At 66.9% G+C, this 19,158-nt stretch carries 20 protein-coding genes and 1 pseudogene; 5 read left to right on the top strand and 16 right to left on the bottom strand.

Annotated elements, in window-relative coordinates:
- The first annotated feature begins 44 nt into the window (after positions 1–44).
- Positions 45–332, top strand: a complete 288-nt coding sequence (locus LOK44_RS09190) for a CDGP domain-containing protein (protein WP_237569658.1) — start codon at positions 45–47, stop codon at positions 330–332.
- 9 nt (positions 333–341) lie between these two features.
- Here the strand turns inward: LOK44_RS09190 and LOK44_RS09185 are convergent, their stop codons facing one another.
- The 3 genes from LOK44_RS09185 to LOK44_RS09175 are packed head-to-tail and all read right to left on the bottom strand — an operon-like array spanning position 342 to position 3,222.
- Positions 342–1,757, bottom strand: a complete 1,416-nt coding sequence (locus tag LOK44_RS09185) for a cytochrome P450 (RefSeq protein ID WP_237569657.1) — start codon at positions 1,755–1,757, stop codon at positions 342–344.
- Positions 1,754–2,563, bottom strand: coding sequence for an SDR family oxidoreductase (locus LOK44_RS09180; protein ID WP_237569656.1), 810 nt, complete (start codon positions 2,561–2,563; stop codon positions 1,754–1,756). Before LOK44_RS09180 ends, LOK44_RS09185 begins: the two co-directional genes overlap by 4 nt.
- Complete coding sequence (locus tag LOK44_RS09175; RefSeq protein ID WP_237569655.1) at positions 2,560–3,222, bottom strand: hypothetical protein; 663 nt, start codon at positions 3,220–3,222, stop codon at positions 2,560–2,562. Before LOK44_RS09175 ends, LOK44_RS09180 begins: the two co-directional genes overlap by 4 nt.
- 106 nt (positions 3,223–3,328) lie before the next feature.
- Here LOK44_RS09175 and LOK44_RS09170 point away from each other — a divergent pair, with 106 nt between their 5' ends.
- Positions 3,329–4,003 (top strand): TetR/AcrR family transcriptional regulator, encoded by a 675-nt coding sequence (locus LOK44_RS09170; RefSeq protein ID WP_237569654.1) that lies wholly within the window; start codon positions 3,329–3,331, stop codon positions 4,001–4,003.
- Between the two features lie 1,301 nt (positions 4,004–5,304).
- Positions 5,305–6,372 (top strand): annotated as a pseudogene (locus LOK44_RS09165) (hypothetical protein); the annotation flags it as partial.
- Positions 6,373–6,476: 104 nt separating this feature from the next.
- On the opposite strand, the gene LOK44_RS09160 reads toward LOK44_RS09165, so the two are convergent.
- From LOK44_RS09160 to LOK44_RS09115, 10 genes are all read right to left on the bottom strand, one after another.
- Complete coding sequence (locus tag LOK44_RS09160; protein WP_237569653.1) at positions 6,477–7,775, bottom strand: aspartate aminotransferase family protein; 1,299 nt, start codon at positions 7,773–7,775, stop codon at positions 6,477–6,479.
- A 347-nt stretch (positions 7,776–8,122) separates the two neighbouring features.
- Positions 8,123–9,580 (bottom strand): tyrosine-type recombinase/integrase, encoded by a 1,458-nt coding sequence (locus tag LOK44_RS09155; RefSeq protein ID WP_237569652.1) that lies wholly within the window; start codon positions 9,578–9,580, stop codon positions 8,123–8,125.
- Positions 9,580–10,260: a recombinase family protein gene (locus LOK44_RS09150; RefSeq protein WP_249783087.1), complete on the bottom strand. Its 681-nt coding sequence runs from the start codon at positions 10,258–10,260 to the stop codon at positions 9,580–9,582. Before LOK44_RS09150 ends, LOK44_RS09155 begins: the two co-directional genes overlap by 1 nt.
- A 103-nt stretch (positions 10,261–10,363) precedes the next feature.
- On the bottom strand, positions 10,364–10,621 hold the full coding sequence (locus tag LOK44_RS09145; RefSeq protein ID WP_237569650.1) for a hypothetical protein: 258 nt from the start codon (positions 10,619–10,621) through the stop codon (positions 10,364–10,366).
- A gap of 216 nt (positions 10,622–10,837) precedes the next feature.
- Positions 10,838–11,377 (bottom strand): putative phage terminase small subunit, encoded by a 540-nt coding sequence (locus LOK44_RS09140; protein WP_237569649.1) that lies wholly within the window; start codon positions 11,375–11,377, stop codon positions 10,838–10,840.
- A gap of 379 nt (positions 11,378–11,756) precedes the next feature.
- Positions 11,757–13,958 (bottom strand): AAA family ATPase, encoded by a 2,202-nt coding sequence (locus LOK44_RS09135; RefSeq protein WP_237569648.1) that lies wholly within the window; start codon positions 13,956–13,958, stop codon positions 11,757–11,759.
- Between the two features lie 83 nt (positions 13,959–14,041).
- A complete protein-coding gene (locus LOK44_RS09130; RefSeq protein WP_237569647.1) occupies positions 14,042–14,275 on the bottom strand; it encodes a hypothetical protein in 234 nt (77 codons plus the stop codon).
- 172 nt (positions 14,276–14,447) lie between these two features.
- Entirely contained in the window at positions 14,448–14,756 is a 309-nt protein-coding gene (locus LOK44_RS09125; protein WP_237569646.1) for a hypothetical protein, read from the bottom strand.
- Positions 14,753–15,352, bottom strand: a complete 600-nt coding sequence (locus tag LOK44_RS09120; protein ID WP_237569645.1) for a hypothetical protein — start codon at positions 15,350–15,352, stop codon at positions 14,753–14,755. Before LOK44_RS09120 ends, LOK44_RS09125 begins: the two co-directional genes overlap by 4 nt.
- Positions 15,349–15,609, bottom strand: a complete 261-nt coding sequence (locus tag LOK44_RS09115) for a hypothetical protein (RefSeq protein WP_237569644.1) — start codon at positions 15,607–15,609, stop codon at positions 15,349–15,351. The genes LOK44_RS09120 and LOK44_RS09115 overlap by 4 nt, the downstream gene beginning before the upstream one ends.
- Positions 15,610–15,755: 146 nt before the next feature.
- Between LOK44_RS09115 and LOK44_RS09110 the strand changes: the two genes are divergently transcribed.
- Positions 15,756–16,877, top strand: coding sequence for a hypothetical protein (locus tag LOK44_RS09110; RefSeq protein WP_237569643.1), 1,122 nt, complete (start codon positions 15,756–15,758; stop codon positions 16,875–16,877).
- Positions 16,877–17,161: a hypothetical protein gene (locus LOK44_RS09105; RefSeq protein WP_237569642.1), complete on the top strand. Its 285-nt coding sequence runs from the start codon at positions 16,877–16,879 to the stop codon at positions 17,159–17,161. The genes LOK44_RS09110 and LOK44_RS09105 overlap by 1 nt, the downstream gene beginning before the upstream one ends.
- 130 nt (positions 17,162–17,291) lie before the next feature.
- On the opposite strand, the gene LOK44_RS09100 is transcribed toward LOK44_RS09105, so the two are convergent.
- From LOK44_RS09100 to LOK44_RS09090, 3 genes are all read right to left on the bottom strand, one after another.
- Entirely contained in the window at positions 17,292–17,831 is a 540-nt protein-coding gene (locus LOK44_RS09100) for a hypothetical protein (protein WP_237569641.1), read from the bottom strand.
- 160 nt (positions 17,832–17,991) lie between these two features.
- Positions 17,992–18,801, bottom strand: coding sequence for a hypothetical protein (locus LOK44_RS09095; protein ID WP_237569640.1), 810 nt, complete (start codon positions 18,799–18,801; stop codon positions 17,992–17,994).
- Between the two features lie 80 nt (positions 18,802–18,881).
- On the bottom strand, positions 18,882–19,127 hold the full coding sequence (locus LOK44_RS09090; protein WP_237569639.1) for a hypothetical protein: 246 nt from the start codon (positions 19,125–19,127) through the stop codon (positions 18,882–18,884).
- Positions 19,128–19,158 lie beyond the last annotated feature (31 nt).

Raw genomic sequence — 19,158 nt, 5'->3', positions numbered from 1 at the left:
GGCTAGCGGGTACGGGCAACGCGCGACCAGTAAACTCCCGTTGCGTGAGCAAGTACCTGGCGGCGCGCGTCGTCCTGACCGCGACCCTGTGCTGTGCCGCGGCCGGCATCGCGACCGCGGCACCGGCCAGCGCCGGGTGCGAGAACAAGGGCCAGTACCAGTACTGCGACCTGCCGCTGCGGCCCGACGGCACCTTTGATCGCTGCCGGATCATCAACGGCCAGGGCGTCAGGGGCCTGCCCAACTTCAGGGCTGGGGAGTTGCGGTGCTATCCGATCGACCCGTCGCAGTTCTACCCATGGGGCGAGCCGCGGTACCACATCGACCCGTAGCCGATCGACTCACAGCCGGCGCAGGTCAACCGGCAGTGCATCGGCGGGCGTCGGACCCGTACCCCACGTGAGCGGCACGCGATAGCCGGGCGGGTTGCTCCACCGGAACGTACGCAGCAGCGAGTGCATCACCGTCTTGACGGTCATGTAGGAGAACCGCTCACCGATGCACTTGTGGGGACCACCGCCAAACGGCGCGAACGCGTAGCGGGTGACCGCCGTGCGGTTCTCATCCTTGGTGAACCGCAAGGGATCGAAGGCGTCGGGGTCGGGCCACCAGTCCGAGAGCCGCATCGAGGCGTGGACGTTGATCGCGATCTGGCTGCCACGTGGGACGAAGTGCCCGCAGATCTCGGTGTCGGCGATCGCCTGCCGGAACAGGGTTCCGGCAGGGGCGTACATGCGCAGCGCCTCCTTGAACGCGGCGTCGAGCAGCGGGTAGCCCACGAGGTCGTCGAGGGTCGGCGAGTCGACCGGGCGATCGAGGGCCTCCTCGCGGAGGGTGTTCTGCCACTCGATGTTTCGCCCGAGTTCGTAGACCAGCATGGACAGCGCGATGGCGGTGGTGTCGTGTGCGGCCATCAGCAGGAAGATCATGTGGTTCACGATGTCCTGATCGGTGAAGCGCTCACCCTCGTCGGACTCGCTGCGGCACAACATCGAGAACAAGTCGGCGCCCTGCCCCTGCCGGCGGGCTGCGATGCGGCTCTCGAAGTAGCGCTCGAGCCGCTCCCGGGCGCGGAGGCCGCGAGCCCACGTGCCGCCTGGGACGTCTGCTCGGACGAGGGCCTGGCCGCCGCGCACGGTGTCGTGGAAGTCGCGGATCAGCTGGTCGGACTCCGCACCGAGCTGCGTCCCGATGAACACCTCGGCGGCCTGCTGCAGCAGCAGGTGCTTGATCGAGGGGTACGCCGGAAATCGTTGCGCCGGAGTCCATTCACTCAGCGTGCGTCGCACCCGATCGCTGGTCTGGGTCAGGTATCCGTCGAGCGCCGCGCGGGTGAAGGCTTGCTGCATGATGCGACGGTGGTCACGATGCTCGTCGAAGTCCAAGAGCATGATGCCGCGGTGGAAGAAGGGCCCGATGACCGGCTGCCACCCACGCGTGCTGGACAGCGACTTGTCCCTGTTGATCCACGCCGTCTCGAGCGCTTCGGGACCCATCAGGGTGACGATGCGAAAGCCGACGCCTCCCGCCCACGACACCGGGCCGTATTGGTCGTAACGACGGCGGGCGAATTCCAGCGGGTCGGCGATCGAGGATAGGACGTGCCCCAGGAACGGCACGCCGTAGGTGCCGAGCACGGGATTCAGACCGGACCCTGGCGGCGGGTCCGCCAGCGGACGTTCGGTGGTGGGCCAGCGCGACGTGGCTGCCGCACCGAACGTCTGCAATCGGTGCAGGGGGTCTGCGAGCGCGGTCATCGTCCGACCCTGTCGATGTAGGCCCGGCGGGCCTCGTCGTCGAAGTGACCCGGCGGACGGTGTCGGGTGACGATGCGCTTCGCGGTGGTCAAAACCCGTTCGGGCGTGCCCTCTTCGACGATGCCCAGGGGCGCCAGCCACCGGGGCACGGCGACTTCGCGGCTCGGCCGCCGCGCGGTGTCGGCGATCGCGCGGGCCACCTGATCGGGTGTGAGCGTGGGCTGCAGGTCGAGCGAGACGCCGGCGGTCAGTTCGGTGTTGACGGCTGCGGGCATGATCGTCGTGATGGTGACGTCGGTGTTGGCGAGTTCGGCGCGCACGGCTCTCGAGAGTGCGGCGACGGCGAACTTGGTCGCGCAGTAGACGGCGATGCCCGGCGTGGTGACCTTGGCTGCCATCGACGCGACGTTGACGACGTGACCCTCGTTGCGAGCGACCATGTCGGGCAGGAAGACGTGCATGCCGTTGACGACGCCGAGCAGGTTCACCGCCACCTCGCGGTGGTGCCCGTCGAGGCTCTGGTCGAGGAACGGCCCGAGGCGCATGATTCCCGCGTTGTTGACCAGCATGCGGACGGGACCGTCGGCGCTCGCAGCGGCCCAGAACCTCCCGACACTGTCCTCCCTCGTCACGTCGAGACGGGTTGCCTTGGCGCCGATCTCGTCCGCAGTCCGTGCCGCCTCGTCGGCGTCGACGTCACCGATCCAGACGCGGGCCCCACGGCGGACGAGTTCGGCTGCGGTCGCTCGCCCTATCCCCCTGGCGCCACCCGTGACGCAGACGACCGCACCGTCGACGTCGATCACGACTGCACGTCCTCGTCGACGAAGCGTCGCAAAGCGAAGTAGGCGATGAGCCTGACCTCGCCGCTGTAGGTGGTGAGCAGTGCCCGGCCCAGGTACAGGCCGGGGGTGAGTTCGACGATTTCGTCACGGGTGCGCTTGATCGGGAAGGTGCGCACGCTCGGGTTGCGGAACTCCTCGACGCCGTAGTCCAGCGCGCACACGGGCACCTTCGGCGCGATCAGGCCGACGTCGGTGCGGAACCGGAACCGGAAGCCGGCCATCTCGGGGCCGACGCGCTCGAGCCCGCCATAGAGCGGGGCGACGACGCGCATCGCATACCGCGCCAACGGGATCAGCCGATTGAAGCCGATGCCCGAAACGGCGTCGAAGGTCTTGCCACGCCAGGTCGGGTTCACTGCCAGCAGCGGGTTCGCGAGGTGCGCCTCGACGATGCCGAACAGCTTGCCGACGATCAGACCCTCGTAGGCCCCGTCGAGATCATCGGGCGCGGTGCCACGCCCGAACAGGATCGCCAGTTGGTCGCGGGCGCCACGAGCGCCGAGTTGCCGCAGGTAGTGCCAGCCCTGCTGGCGGGCGAGTACCGGCGACGTGTCGGCCAGGCGCCTCAGATCGGTCAGCAGGGAATCGCTCTTCGTTTCGCTGCTCGTGCTGGATGTCAACGCGTCTCCTCGATCGGTTATCTGGTACGCCACCGTGCCAGTTTTGTCTCGGGGTTGTCAACGGCCACGCGCACCGACATCGACGACCGGGTGCGACGATCGTGCGGTGAGCCCTTCGACCCCGCGCAGCTACGGTGGCGTCTCCGGCGCGGACCGCCAGCAGCAGCGCAGGTCGCGGCTACTGGAGGCCGCGTTGGAGGTGATGGGTCGCGACGAGTGGCGGACGGTCACCGTGGAGCGACTGTGCAGCGACGCCGGCCTCAACAAGCGCTACTTCTACGAGAGCTTCACCGACGTCGACGCGGTGGCAGGCGCGGTCATCGACGACATCGCCGCATCGGTACGCGATGCAACCCTCGAAGCGGTCGGCACTGCCCATGCCGAACCGCTTGAGAAGCAGGCGATTTCGAGCGTGCGCGCGGCAGTGCACAGCCTGGTCGACGATCCGCGGCGCGCCAAGGTCCTGCTGGGCGGTGTCGCGGCGACACCCGCCGTGCACGAGCACCGCGTGACGGTGATGACCGGACTGACGGCAGTGCTGATCGGCCACGCCCGGACCGTGCACGAGGTCGAACTCGAGCACGATCCGCTGGCGCTGGTGACGCCCGCATTCATCGTCGGCGGCACGGCCGAGGCGATCCTGGCGTTCGTCAACGGCGCGATCGACGTCTCAGTCGAGGACCTGGTCGCGCAGTTGGCCATGCTGTGGCTGATCACCGGGAACGGCGCCGCCGCCGTCGCGCGGGCACGCGCGGGCGGCGCGGGTGTCGAGCCTGACTAACGGGTTCGCGGGTCGCTGATGGGTATACCTTCAGCGGGACGGGAAGCCACGGCCGCTCAGCCGTGCGGATTCATGGTTGCCGTGGAGGTGTGCGGCATGGGCTCTGGAGGCCGGCACGGGCGACGCCGGGCTGGGGTCAGCGCCCTGGGGCCTACTGCGTCCCCGCTCCCGTCAGCGCCCGACTCAAGACTCGCAACCAGTTCCGTTGCCGTCACGGTCGAGTTCGTAGATGTCATCTCCGACAACGGTTACCGGGCCGTCCACGTAGCTCGGACCGTTGCCGCTTCCGGAGGCACAGTCGACGTCGCTGTCGACCGGGACACAAGGGCCCTCATAGTTTGGGTCGCACTCCGACCCCTGCTGCTGCGGCACCGGCATCTGGCACGGGCCCACGGACTGCACGATCGACACGTCGCCCGCGCTTGCACCCGCTGCCGGAGCCAGGACCAGCCCCAGTGCACAACCAATTATCGCCACCGCAAATTTGCTCACGATGGCGAACCATGGTGCATCCGGTGGGGCTCGGTGCGCTTTCGAGCGGTCGGCAGCCCGACTCCAACGCGGTTGCTGGCTGGGCATACTTCGAAACAACGCGCCTGCCCAGACCCCGCACCCTGACGGGCCCCTTCACCGCCGTCGCCCACGCCGAGCCGCACTCCGCGAGAGACCGGTCGACCGCAGGAGGGTTACCACAAGCCTGTGGTCGTGCAGCAAAAGCCAATATGGCGTACATCGATCCACCAGCTGGTTTCCGACGCGTCAGGTGCATTGCAAGAAGCAATCTCATAGTTCTTTTCCGAAATGGAAAACGTCGACGTCAATATGTATTTTGCACTCCGTCGAAAACACGACCGCTACCGAGCGAAACAACCTATTGACCGAGTAGTTAGCTACATGTAACTTCTCGACTGTCGGCCATCAGCAAACTCATAGCAGGACACGCCTGCCGGGCCTTGGCCGTCTCGTCGAGGGGAACTGACATGTCCAAGCACCGCAAGACGAGGCAAACGCCTCGTCCGTCGGCTCGCCAGTACGCGACCACGGGCGTGGGAGGCGCCGCGATGATCGGCATCGGGGTGCTACTGGCCGCTCCGCCGGGGACACCGGCGCCGACGGAGGCGTCGATGGCGGTGCAGTTGACCAACTTTGGCTCGCAGCTGGCGCCCCCGCCCCTTTCCCCGGGCAATGCCTGGTGGCTGGGCGACGGCAGTGCCGGCCCTGCTGGCGACGGGTTGACCACGGCCTTACTGACGCCCGCGACGCCAACATTCGCTCCGCTGGCCAACAGCGCGGGCTTCAACATCTTCAACCCCATCGGCCGCGGTGGGTGGCTGATCGGTGACGGCATCGACGCCCAGGCGGGTTGCGTGGGTAGTGCCTGCAACGGCGGCGCAGCGGGACTGCTCCTCGGCCGCGGCGGAAACGGATTCGACGGCGGGCACGGCGGAGCCGGCGGCCTGTTCTTCGGCGCCGGTGGCACCGGCGGAATCGGCGCAGCCGCGGGCGGCACCGGTGGCCGCGGTGGCGCAGGCGGACTCTTCTTCGGCGCCGGCGGCAATGGCGGACAAGGCGGCACCGGCACCGCCGGAGGTGGCGTCAGCGAGTCGGGCGGCAAGGGCGGAGCAGGCGGCGCCGGCGGCACGGGCGGACTCTTCTTCGGCTCGGGCGGCAGTGGCGGCCAGGGCGGAACGGGTGGCGCGGGCCAAGGCGATGGCACGGTTCCCGCCGGTGACGGTGGTGACGGCGGCGACGCAGGTGCCGGCGGAAGCGGCGGCTTCCTCGGCGGCAACGGCACGACGGGCAACGGCGGCACAGGCGGTAACGGCGGCGTGGGCATCGACGGGGGCACGGGCGAGGTCGGCGGAACCGGAGGCGACGGCGGTAAGGGCGGCACCGGCGTCATCGGTGGCACCGGAGGCTCGGGCGGTGCCGGCGGCGCAGGCGGCAGCGACGTGTCAGACGGCGGCGACGGTAGCACCGGCGGTCAGGGCGGCATCGGCGGTGCCGGCGGTATCGGTGAAAACGACGGTGGCACAGGCGGAAACGGCGGCACCGGCGGCACCGGCGGCGAGGGCGGCGTCAACGGCACTGGCGGTACCGGTGGAGCGGGCGGCAGCGGCAACGATGGTGGCGGTGGCCAGAATGGAACCGGCGGCAAGGGCGGCACCGGTGGGACGGGCGGCACGGGCGGCTCAACTGGCGCCGGTGGCACCGGCGGCAACGGTGGAAGTGGCGCCCAGGGTGGCACCGGCGGCCCCGGCAGCGGCAGTCAGATCGGCAGCCCCGGCGGCAACGGCAACCCGGGGAATAGCAACGACGGCGCCGAGGGCGGTGCCGGCGGTAGCGGCGGCGAGGGTGGCGCGGGCGGTGCCTCCGCCTGACCAAGGCACCGGCTGATCGAACGACTGAGCCGCACCCCGTCGCCGGATGGGGTGCGGTTCGGCGTTTCTAGGGGCGTCGTCGAAGCTAGCGCTCAGTGCAGGCAGGCCGCGATCGCGTCGTCGAGGATGTCCAGTCCCGCATCGAGTTCCGCCTCGGCGATCGTCAAGGGTGGGGCGATCCGGAAGATGCCGCCCATGCCGGGCAGTTGCACGATGTTCATGTGCAGCCCGCGTCGTAGGCACTCGGCAGTGACGCGCGCGCCGAGATCCTCCGCAGGCGCCTTGCCCACCTTGTCGGTGACCAACTCGATGCCCTGCAACAGACCCCTTCCCCGGACGTCGCCGACCTGTTCGTGGCGCTCCTTGAGTGCGGTCAAGCGGGTCCCGAGGTGCCGGCCAAGCCGGGCGGTGCGGTCGACGAGGCCGTCCCGCTCGACGACGGTGAGCACGGTCAACGCGACGGCCGCGGCAAGTGGATCCGACACGTGGGTGGTGAAGAACAGGAATCCTCGTTCGTGGCAGACGCTTTCGATCTCGTCGCTGGTGACGACGGCAGCGACGGGCAGGCCCGCGCCGAGGGTCTTGGACAGCGTCAGCAAGTCGGGCACGATCCCGTCGCGTTCGAACGCGTACATCGTTCCCGTGCGGCCGACACCGGTCTGCGCCTCGTCGACGACCAGGAGCATTCCTCGTTCGGTGCAGAGTTCCTTCAAGCGAGCCAGGTAGCCCGGCGGCGGCTCGATGATCCCGCCCGACGACAGGATGGGTTCGACGAGGCACGCGGCGAGGCTGCCCGAGGACTGCGCGTCGACGATCGCGAAGCCGTACTCGAGTTCGGATCGCCAGTCGTAGCTGCCGTCCGAGTGCCGGAACGGTGACCTGTAGGCGTTCGGCGTCGGCAGGGTCAGGTTGCCGGGCATGGGTGGGCCATAGCCGCGACGACCCGCGCTGAACGTCGCCGACGCCGCACCGGACGTCATCCCGTGCCACGACCGGTCGAACGACACGACCTCGTACCTGCCGGTGTACAGCTTCGCCATCTTGATGGCCGCCTCGTTGGACTCCGCCCCGGTGGTGAGGAGCAGGACCTTGTTCAACGAGGCGGGCAGGGTTGCCGCGAGCTTCGCCGACACCTCCACCACCGGCTCGCTGAGCATTCCACTGAATAGGTGATCGAGGGTGGCGACCGCCGTCGACACCGTGGCCACCACGTCGGGATGGGAGTGACCCAGCACCGAACTCATCTGCCCTGAGGTGAAGTCGAGGATCGCCGAGCCGTCCTCGTCGTAGACGTAGCTTCCGCTGGCGCGCTTGATGACTCGCGGGACGAACGTGGCCCCGTATCGCACGACATGCTGCTCGGCACTCTTCCAGAACTCGTCGGTGTCCACGCGACGAGTATGCCGTTGGCCGAGGCCGGACGCCGGGCTACGTCCTCGCGCCGGCGATGTTCTGTTTTGGTGCGATCGATCGAACCCCGGGGCAACCCTCGTTGCCACGCGGGGCCGACAGCTCCGACCTTCGGTCGCCTGTGCCCCCAGTCGGACTCGAACCGACACTTGGCGGATTTTAAGTACGGGCGACCGGCCTTCTTGGCCTGCACGTTTGCAACGCCGTTTGGCCCCAAACTCGCTGGTAAGCGCTATATCTCGGGGCGTCTAGCAACCTGACCTCGCAGTACCCTGAGAGGGTTATCCCCCTCAGGGTTGCGCATGGAGTGCACACGGGAACTGTCCCGCTACCCGGTTTGCTGGCCGTGTGAGCGCCGCAGCGGGACGACTGCGCCGTTCTGCCCGTGGCCTGCCGACGCGGGTACGGGTGGCGCTGGCAACTCGATGGGGGCCACGTCGTCCTGCTCGATCCAATCCCCATACGTGTCCAGCGTGACAGTCCGAGTGGCGTGCCCCATTCGTTTACTCACTAGAACGAAGTTCACACCTGCGCTGAGATGCAGCACTGCGTACGTGTGTCGTAGGTCGTGGACACGAACGCCGCGAACCGCTGGCCGCGTTGCGGTCGCGGGGCGGCTGGCGGGTAGGCCGATGGCTTCGAGGGCGGGTTTCATGATCGTGTCGTAGAACGCACCCAAAGCGAGAGGTTGAGACCAGTCCAGCGGCACCGCGTACCGCTGGCCCTCGGCCCGGTGTCCTCCCCCGTTCTTGCGCGACGGCCATAACGGCGCTGAGGGCTCGTTGGCGCGTTCGTGAACGTTGGCAAGGTAGTCGGCCATCCGCTGCGCCAGCCAGGGCGGCAGCGGCACCGTGCGTTCCGACTTCTTCGTCTTCAACGGCCCCGTGACCCAATGCGTACCCTTCCGCCCTGGCACCTGCTTGCGTTCCTTCGCCCGCTGTACGCGTACCGATGCGCTCGGAGCGTCAGGGTCCGCGCTCGGAGCGAACACAATGTCGGCCACTTCGAGGCCGGTGACTTCCGCAGCACGCAGGCCGGTGTATGCCATGAACTTGATCATTAGCGCGTACACGGGATAGGCGGGCAGCGTCGGCCCGATGTAATCGGCGGGCGGAATACCAGCCACCGCAGCCGATAGCGCGCCGACCTGCCCGGGGCTCAGCGGGCGATGCTCGAACCTCTCGCGGTTGCCGTTCGAGGACGCGCCGGTGAACTCGATTGCATCGCAGGGGTTTACCGCGATGGCACCGTGGCGCTGCGCATACTTGAGCACCCTCCGCAGCACGTCGTACGCGTGCTTGACGGTGCCAGGGCTGAGCGGCGCTCGGTCGCCCTGGCGACTTCGCTGGCGTACGAGCCCAGAAACGAACTGCTCGCAGCGGCGAGGCGTGATGCTCGCGACCGACACCTCCCCCAGTTCCGGCAGCACGTAGCAGCGCAGCAGGCGGGCGTACTCGTCGGCGGTCGACTGCTTCGGCCTGCCGTTCGCGACCTGTATATCCAACGCACTCAACCACTCTCGCGCGTAGTAGCCGAGCGGCAGCTCACCGGCCCTGCGCTGATCGGACAGTGCTGACGTGCCGCCAGTGTGGCGGGCGGCTTCGAGTTCGTCCTTGAACGCCTGCGCCTCGGCGTAGTCCTCGAACGTCTCGGAACGGTTGCGGTACTTGCCCTTCCGCTGCACGCCATAGTCGTCGCGCATCGGCTCGCGCCAGCCGACGCGGTATTTGACGACGAGCTTGCCGTCCTTGCGCCGCTTCGTGGCAACGCGGTTGAGTGATGCCATCAGGCCACGCCCTCACGTGCGAGCACGCCGCGCACGGTGCTTGCGTGCCAGCGACTTCCGCCACGCGGTGCCCTCACCCCATCTGCTGTGAACCGCTCGGCGATGGCGTTGGCGCTCAGCTTGTTTCGCGTGCGCATGCGGACGATGCGCTTGGCCGTATCGGCGTCCACCTCGGGCCGTCTGCCGAGCGTCACGCCATTGCGACGCGCCTTCGCCAGCCCCTCGCGGGTGCGCTCACTGATCTTGCGCTTCTCTTCCGCCGCCATCGCGATCCGCACGTCGGCCAGCAGCCGTTGCGACGGGTCACCACTGTCAGCCTTGTCGCAGTCGAGCAGCCGCCAGCCGTTGCGCTCGGCGCGGTCGTAGAGCGTGGCCGCGTCGAGCTGGCTGCGCGTCACCCGGTCGAGCGCCCTCACCAGTAGCGCATCGGCCACGCCCGCCTCGATCGCGGCGATGGCGACGGCGCGCCCGTGCATGCCGTCCACGTTGCCGCCGCTGACGACATCGGTCGTCACGGTCAGCAGCTCGTAGCCGTAGGTGGCGCAGTGCTGCGCCAGGGCGGCGCGTTGCGCTTCGAGGCCGTGGCCGCGATCGCCCTGCTTGTCCGTTGACACGCGGCAGTAACCAACTACGCGCAACCGTCCGCTCGGGGCGGTATCCGCCGCTGCTGTCCTTGCCATCAGTCCTCCGATGTTCGAGCCGTGTAAACGTTCGAAACGGTCGTTTCGAACAGTTTCACACTACGCTCGCGCGCTGAAATACACTGTCCCAGTGCGCTATTCGCTACCATTTGGCTTGGTGCGTATGGGGTTTGGGCGCGACCGCGGTGCGCTTCAGCTCGGCCTCCCAGTAGTTTTCGCGGGTGCCGCCGCTGAACTCCACGGTGACGAGCAGGTCGCCGCCGTCGAGCTGCACGCGGCGCACCGTGCCTTCCTCGCCGCTGTGCGGCGCGCGGTACGGCAACACCTTCACCCGGTCCCCATACGCGAGGTACGCCGCATCCACCTGAGCCGGTTGCCGCCTGCCGCGTTCTGCTGCCATCACGCGTTCCCCCGCCCGTGTGCCCGCCTGCCGAACGCAATGGGCGCTGCGGGGCGTACAGCGGCGCGCGCGGGGCTATCCGGTAGCGCGGCCACGGCTGCTCCGTACGTGTCGCGGCTGACTGCCGTTGTTGGCGAGCTGCACGACGGCGTCCTCGTACGACATCAGGCCAGTGCCAGGGCGGCTGCGCTCGGCCTCGGCCTGCGCGTCCCTGACCTACTCAGGGGTCCAGTGGTCGTTGGGCGCCGGCTGGGGGCCATCGGGTACTAGCTCGGCGTCCACGGGTTCGTTCGGGTCGGCGGCGGGCAAGGCGCGGGGCGGTTCGGTCAGGCCGCGTCGTGCGTGGCTTTCCTCGCGGCTGATGCGGGCAATGCCGGTCACGTCGCCTGCGATGTCCTGCCAGGGCGCGGCGATGACCTCGACCTCGACCTCGACCGAGGTCTTCTCGTTGATACCGGCGACGGCGAGCACGTGTTTGACCGCCGCCAGCTTCACGGCTTCGCTCTCCGCGCTCTCCGCAATGCCCAACAACTGCTTTGCCATTCGATCGGCCGCGTCCGAGAGTCGTTGTTGCGCTTTGCGTCTAACAGCTGGGGCACGGCCTCCGTGATATCCGCAGACCGTGCCGCCGAGGATCGCGGCGTTCTTGCATTGCTCGCCGTTTTTGCGGTGGCCGGTGCAGCGGCGCTCGGGGTGCGCGCTGCGGGTCCAGTCGCGACCTTCGTCAGGTCGAGACTCCGATAGGTCTTCAGTCATGTTCGGTAGTCCTTTCTCGTTCGGCATGTCAGGGGCGGGTGTTCGGACTTACGTTGGTGTCTCTGGTGTCATGCATCGCTCACCTGTTCACGTCGCGGAACCGGATTGACGGGCCGACGCGGTGTCTGGCGGGTGCAAACGGACAGCGCCTCGCGCGCGCGAAGACTCGTGTCCGTTTGTCCGTTTGTCCGTTTACCCCCTGATTCGTGCCATCCCCGCAGTTCAGACGAGTTTTTCAAACGGACAAACGCTGTCGGCTCGGACCTCGGTCGCCCCTGAATCGGACAGTCGGATTTTGTCCGTTTGCCCTCGGCCTCTGAAACGGACAAACGGACAGAACGGACAATCGGACACACAACGGACAAACGGACAGTCATCTCTAGGCACTCTCTTCGGTCGTCGTTCCGAGTCCTCGACGTACGTACTCGCCACGTCCGGCCTTGCGAATAAACCCGTCGTCGGCCAACCGCCGCAGATACCTGCCGAGGGTGTCTTTCGATATCCGCAAGCCCGGTGAGAGCCGATCGGCGGTCACCGGGTGATCGCTGGCTTCGACGGCCTGCAAGACCTCCAGCATCTTCGTGCCGCCCTTGGCGACGTTGCGCTCCTTGGGGTCGGTTTGGAGCACGTCGCTGACGCGTCGATCTGACTTGCCGAGGATCGTGAACCTCACGACGTTGGCCGTGCGTCCGCTATCGGTCGTGACGGGTACTGGTGTCAGGGTGTATTCGAGTGCCAGGTCTTCGGGTCCGGCGCTGTTCTTCTCCTGCGAGAGCACTCGCAACCCCTCGTCGGACTGCTGGTCCTTGGCGAAGGCGATGATCGACCGGGCGACTTCGCCGAATGCGCTTGACCCGTTGATGGCTGCGACCACTTCACCGCCGGGAGCCTTCGTCAGGTGCACGATGCCGATCACAGCCCCATTGATGGCACGTGCGATCCGCGCCCACGGTTCGAGGTAGTCGCGCACCTCGTTGTTGTGGTTGATGTTCACCTTCGACCCGATCGAACTCATGATCGGATCAACGAACACCACCGTCACTCCCAACTCGCGCAGCCCGTCTGTGAGCGCCTTCTCGTCGTCGCGGGAGCTGAGGCGAACCTCTTGGCCGTCGATCTCGACTTTGGGAAAGTGAATGCGGCTCATGTCCGCACCGTGTGCGCGCAAGCTCGGTTTCACCATGTATTCCACCGATTCCTCGGACGCGATGTAGGCGACGTGTTGTGGCTTCCCGGCGAAGCATCCTTCGAGTTTTCCGTTCGAGTAGTCGGCTGCGAATGATCGCGCAGCGGTTGACTTTCCGGCACCGGGCCGACCGGCGAAGAGCCCGAGTGTCGCGCGTTGCGCTCGGCCACCTCCGCCGTGCTCCCAAGCCCATTCCGGTACATCGTCACGGATGTCGTTGCCGCTCAGCCATGTCAGGGATCGCGTCTTCGTCTTATTGCCGGTGATCGGATCGTCTTCGGACGTGTCGTCGACATCCACGTCGGCATAGGGGTCGTCATTTCGGTGGACGTGCTGGCCGAGGTCGTCACGGGACTGCTCGTCGGTCTTCGTCGTCGCGACATGCTCCACCGCCCACGCGAACGTGCTCGGGACTTCGAGGGCGGGCACCTTCTCGCGAGTTCGCCTGCGCAACTCCACCAGCCGAGCGTGAAGGGCTTCTTGCGCTGTGCTCCAATCATTTTCGGTGATGCAGCCGAGCCGTACGGCGCAGGCCAGCCGCACGGCCTGCTTCACGACCCACGGGTGCCGCCCCGGCTTCGTCGTGCTCGGGTGATCGGTAGGCAACTCGTCGATGATCGCGCGGACGTAGCCGCACGTGTCGTCTGCGAAGTCCCATGCATCAGGGACGTTCTCGGGGTCGACGTGTGCGGTGTCGCCGTCTTCTTCGTAGATGCCGACTTCGACTAGCCGCTCGTCCAGCTCGACTAGCGTTAGGGGTGCTCCGGTGTCCTCGTAGCAGCGGACGGGTAGTCGCTCGCCGTCGCGCTTGCAGTTGTTCGAGCCCGGTAGACGCATGGCGCGACCGGGCTGAAAGACGTTGTCGACTTTCGCACCATGGGACTTGGCGACGACTGCTACCAGCCGGCCGAATCGCTTGAGGATGGCACGGGCCTTCGCGGTGTCACCGATCAGCCCGTCCTCTACAGGCCAGTAGACGTGCCATCCGTGGCCGCTGTGCGTGATCGCAGAGGGCCGGGTGCCGAGGACGCCCGACACGGTGCTGACGATCGTCTCGGCCACCTCGACGCTCGGGCACTTACCGTCCTCGAAATCAAGGTCGACTACCATTGCGGCCAGCCTCGTCGCGTCATCGTCGCCTCCGCGACCGGCGTTCTCGCGTTCGGGGCCTGCGGTCGGGTTCACGCCGAAGAAGACATCGGCGTCCTCGGGGAGCTTGCTGACGTATCCCGCCACGTCGGCCAGGGGCAGGACTGCTGTCTGCGTCTCGCCGTCGCCATGTTTGACGAACGTTCCGACCAGCTCGTCGCCTGTGTAGCAGAGCAGTTCGAGCAATGCCGTGATGTCGAGCATTGGCGGCTCGGGCGGGTCGTCGTCGTCCTTGGCGGGTATCATGTGAATCAGTTACTCCTTCTTGCGCGTTGGTGGTGACTGGCGATCACCCCGGCTGCTACCGCGAGCAGCCGGGGTCTCGCCGTCTAGGCCGACATCGCCTGCGCCGGTCGTTCTTTTAGCGAGGCGATCCAGTCGAGGCCGTCGCGTTTCGAGAAGCGATGGCGATTGCCGAACACCGTGGGCAAGATTTCTCTGTGCAGCACCGCATCTCGAATGCTGCGGCGCGTAACGCCGCTCAGCTGTTCGTCATCGTGCAGGAACCGGAACAGCTCGTCCTCAGTCAGGTTCGGTCGGTCTAGCTCGTTGATGTGGCTCACGGTGATTCCCTTCCGTCGTCGCCCGCCGCGGGTCGTGCATGAGTCGTTCTACGCCGCGAAGATGAAACGACCCCCGTTGAGACCGCATATCTGCACCGTCTCCGCGAACTTTCTTTCCGAGAGCCGCCAGAAACCGGACACTTTCCATTCGGTTTTCTGGCAACAGACCACTTCAGCGCCGTGCGCGAGTTCGGCGGGTGGCGCTATGGCTCGCCACGGTCGTCTGCCCGCGCTCGGGCGCCTGCGGGTCGTCGGTGTTCTCGGTGGGCTCAGATGGGCGTTGCGGCTGCTCGGCGGGGCGGTCTGCGCCATACCTCGGGCGGATACCGACGCGGGTGCGGATGTACCCCGGTCCCGGCGGTGCTGGCTCATCACGTGCAGCGCGCTCGGCTTCCTGCGCGGCCCTACGCTCGGCCAACTCTTCGGCCTGGCGGCGCTCCGCGAGGCCATCGGTCAGCTTGCCGCCGGGGCCGCGCCTCACCGGGCACCGCCGGTCCACCGCTCGACGGCAGCCTTCGCCGCGCCGTCGAACGCGACGCGGGCATCGGCCTCCGCGAGGATGTCGCCCGCCTCCGCAGTCGCCGCCAGCGCCTGAAGACAGGGATCGCACACCTCAAACGCCAAAATCCACGGGGGCCGACTGATCGTCGCGTACACGCCGAGCGCATCCTCACCACGGCAATCGACAGCCTCCGCGAGATCGCAGTGCCCAACCGGCCACCGCAGACGATGCAGCCCGCCGAAGTCCGTGACCGTGCTCGGGTCGCGCAACACGTGAACGGTGTCCTGCTCCCCTGCGAAGTGGAGCATGGGGATTGCCATCATCGCGGGATCGTCCCGGTCGAAGGGCTTTGCGCCATCTAAGGCATGGTCGATGTAGTGCACGTCCTCCGCCGTCCACAGCCGGTGCGACAAGTCGACTACCCGCCGATACAGACTTGGGCACAAGGCCGGGTCCGCCAGCCGGTCGACCGCCAGCGCGCCAAACGTCGAGCACCACTCGTTCAGGTGCGAGGCGATGTTCTCGGCCTCGCGGATTGCGGCGAGCGAGTGACTTGGCTGGGGAATGAGTGTCATGGGTTCTTCCTTCCTCGGTTCGTGGACGACGGCAACTGCACGATGAAGTCCCACAAGGCTTGCGTCGAGTAGCGGCGCTTGCCCGCCACGATCGCGGCGACGAGCTGGCCCGATCTGCGGGCGTTCGTCAGGTAGGTCGACGTGACGGTGACGCCGTGCGACGCCAGCCACGCGACGGCCTGATCGGTGGACAACGTTGGTAACGGGCTCAATTCGTCCGCCATGCTCGGCGGCGGTGCGGGGATTGTGCGACTCATACCGTCAAGCCTGACACATCTTCACGACGCGTGCTCGCAGCAAGGTGCATGCATACTGCGTGGAAGATGCTGCAAGGTAACCACATTGGTGCTTCGTCGAATGCATCGTTGGGATGGCGGAGGTACGGTCGAGCCAACTCGACAGGATGGAGAAGACCGTGGCCGGTACCGGAGTGAAGGCCGACGCCCTTGTGCGGCGGACCGCCGATGGCGTGGATTACATGACGATCTGGTCTGAGATCGCGGACCTACTCGAAGTGTGGAACGCCGAACGTACCAGCGTTTCCTCGCTGCTCACGTACAACACGGTCGCCGCCGGGGAGGCCGTGAGCCAGGGCATCGCTGCGGCCTCGTTCGAAGAAAGTTCGGAGTTCGGCATCAGCCGCGCTTCGAATCCACCTCCGAACGTGCTCGTTCTGTCTTTTGGCCTCAAGGATTACGACCTGCGCACCAGTTTCACCTGGCAAGCATTGCGCGCCATGACATCCGAGCAGGTGCGCAACTCTGTCAGGTTGGTACTCGACTCCGATAACCGGCTCGTCAACGGAATGGTGATGCGGCGGCTGTTCGACCCGTCGCCGTGGCTTAGCCCCGAGCGGTCGACCGTCTACGGCCTGTGGAACGGCACGGACGGCCTCGCCCCGCCGCCGCACATGGGCATCGAATTCGATTCTTCTGCAACGCATTACCATCCCAGCGGTGCAAACCTGCTCGATGCTCAAGACATCGAGAATCAGATCAACGAATTGACCGTCAAGGGCTACGGCACCCGCCCCGGCAGCCAGTTGATCATTCTCGCGAACCCGACCGAAGGCGAATCCATCCAGGGCTGGCGCGCTGGCGTCGAGTCGCGCCCTGGCGGGCCGAAGGCGAAGTGGGACTTCGTGCCGTCGAGCAATGCGCCCGCGTGGATCAGCGCCGAGAACATCCACGGGGCCATCCCGCCCGCCGAGCACGCCGCGACCGGCCTGAAGATTCAAGGCGCGTATGGGAAGGCGTGGTTGATCGAGTCGAACTACGTGCCCGCCGGGTACGTAGCAGTCGCTGCCAGCGGCGGAATCGACCACCCCGACAACGTAATTGGCGTGAGATCACACGTCGACCCTGCTTGGCAAGGCCTTCGAGTAATCCCAGGCGGTCACCCACATCCCATCCAGGACACGTTCTTTGTCCGTGCGTTTGGCGTCGGCGTTCGTCATCGGGGCGCGGCCTCGGTGCTTCAGGTGACGACGGACCCGACCTACACCGCGCCGACGATCGCGATCTGATGCCCGATAGCGAGGGCGGCGGCTTCCCCTACTGCGAGCCCGACACCGCGCCCTCTCGGGTGCCCGGTGTCCGCAACCCGTTCGAGGCCGTCGAGGACAGCGAGTTCGGCGTCGGTCGCGGCGGCGGGATCGGGTGGGACTACCGGAAGCCGGGGCATCAGGAACGGTTGGCCCGCAGAGGTGTCGGCCCTGCTGACGGCGGGCCGCATCGACCTCTGTCGCCCGGTATCGGCGTGACGGCAGGCAGGCAGTCCGGAACCCCCGGCAAGCGCATCGCCCCCTAGACCGGCGGGCAGTGCTGGACGTTGGTTGCGGCCCCGGCACTGCCGGCCAACGGCGTGGCGGCGGCACCGTGGAAACCCGATTGCGAGGGACGGTGCCGCCGTCACCCGCTTCATGTAGCTGGGGTTTGGGCTACTGATAGATATTCTTCAGTGCGTCACCGAGCCGTCCCGCTGGCGCACCGAGAGCGAGCAGGTACCCGGCGACGAAGCCGTAGCTGTAACCCGCATCGACCAATATTCTGACCGGCGGCTCGAACTTGGCTTTGTAGAACGCACCTCTGCTGTGATAGCCGTTGTAACCAGCATCGTGCAAATCGTCTAGCGCCGTTGCGATTTCGGCAGGCACCTCAGGTCCACGCTCGCCGGTCGCAAGATTCAGTGCGTTCGTCGCCGCTGCCCAACCCGGTATTTCGTCACCCGGCCACGCGGTGACGCCGAGCAATTGACCGTCTGCGGCCTGCTCCGCGTGACCGAGCAGTTGGAGGTCTGGTGCGTGCGCCAGCACCGAACCACCGCGAGTGACGCCAGGGCTCTTGTTCGTCCCGATGTTGCCGTTCGCGCCGTAGCTCACGACGGCTTCCGGCTGCGCGGCGAAGTGATTCTTGTTCGGTACGAATAGGGCGCGGGCCGTCCATCGGTCGCCGGGACTGTTCTCGGCGAGCCACTGCACGACGACGGCGGGGTCTGTTCCGTGCGGTGTCCACACGCGTTCTGTTGGAGACATTCCGCCATTGTCCCAGCTACCTCTGACAAGCCCGGCGTGTCCCGGTGTCGTGTCGGGCGTTCGGCAGTCGAGCTGGCCCGCGATGTGGCGGTCAGCGGCTCTCAGCTCACCGCTTCTGCACGACCCAACCCTCACGGTGCCACTGGACGATCGTCGCGGCGAGCGTGACGACGGCGCGAGCCTCTTCGTCGGAAGGCGCGCGCTTCGGCGCGGTGCCGCCGTGCCGGTCGTGGTTAGGCCACAGCAGACGCAGCATCGCGACGAGCGGCGCAACGTCTTGAGATTGATCACTGCCGGGCAAGATCAACTTCCAGTTTCCCGAGTTCGGGCCGCCCAATTCGCCCAAAACCTGACCCAGTGTGGCGGAGAGATTATTGGGCATAACCTCGCGGATAAGTACGTGCTCGACAGCCTTGATGGCGTGATCCCATGCGTCCGAGGGGTCGCCGTTTTTACCGAAGGCATTCGACCAAGCCTCCCGGAGGTCGTTCGTGGCTTCGTCGGCTGTTGCGGTCGCGGAGTCGAAAGTGGCTTGAGCCTGATCGCTGACAACACGGGTCAGCGAGGAGCCATCATCGGCGACGGTCCATACGGAACCACTCACGCTGAGCAGTTGCCGTAGAGCGGCTTTGCTTCCGCCGCCAACGTTGTAGATGCCGAGTGTCCCGTCCACCATGTCTAGGAAGAGTTCATCGTCGGAGATGGCGGCGGAGATAAGGGCTTCACCGGTCTTGCTGGCATGCCAACCGGGGTTGATGTCGGCGCGTATGAGTGCGATGAGGGCGCGAAGAGGCCGCTCATTGCCGAAGAATCCAGCGGTTCCCGTCGTGGCAATTTCCCGCCACCAGTGAACGAGTCCTGGGCGAAGGTGTACTGGAACGCCCTCGTATGGGCCGTCTGGGCCCGCTCCGGTCATTCTCTGGGACAAACGTTGTCTCACCACGCGCCCCAGACTATGTGCAGCCCCCGACGCGCAGCGGCACCACGCCGACGCGGTCAGCCGCCGAGCTGGCCCGCGATCCTGCGCTCGGCTGCGGCGTGCACGTCGGCCAGGGCGGCGGGCGTGCGGGTGCGGGTGCGGGCGTAGCGGTACAGCGCGGCCTCCACGTCATCACTGAGCCCAGTGCACGACGTGACCGAGCCGTCGCGGTCGATGCGCGCCAGGGCGAAAGCCATCGCTGCGCGCAGCTCCGCGACGCGCTCGGCTGCGGTCAACTCGCGAACTGGGGCGAGACGGGACATGGCGCACCTCCTTGCCAGCCGTCAACGGCCA

The sequence above is a fragment of the Mycolicibacterium lacusdiani genome (assembly GCF_021916785.1).
In the GTDB taxonomy this organism is placed as follows: Bacteria; Actinomycetota; Actinomycetes; order Mycobacteriales; family Mycobacteriaceae; genus Mycobacterium; species Mycobacterium lacusdiani.
Note: the sequence above shows the minus strand (reverse complement) of the source record. Positions and strands in the feature narration are given on the sequence as shown.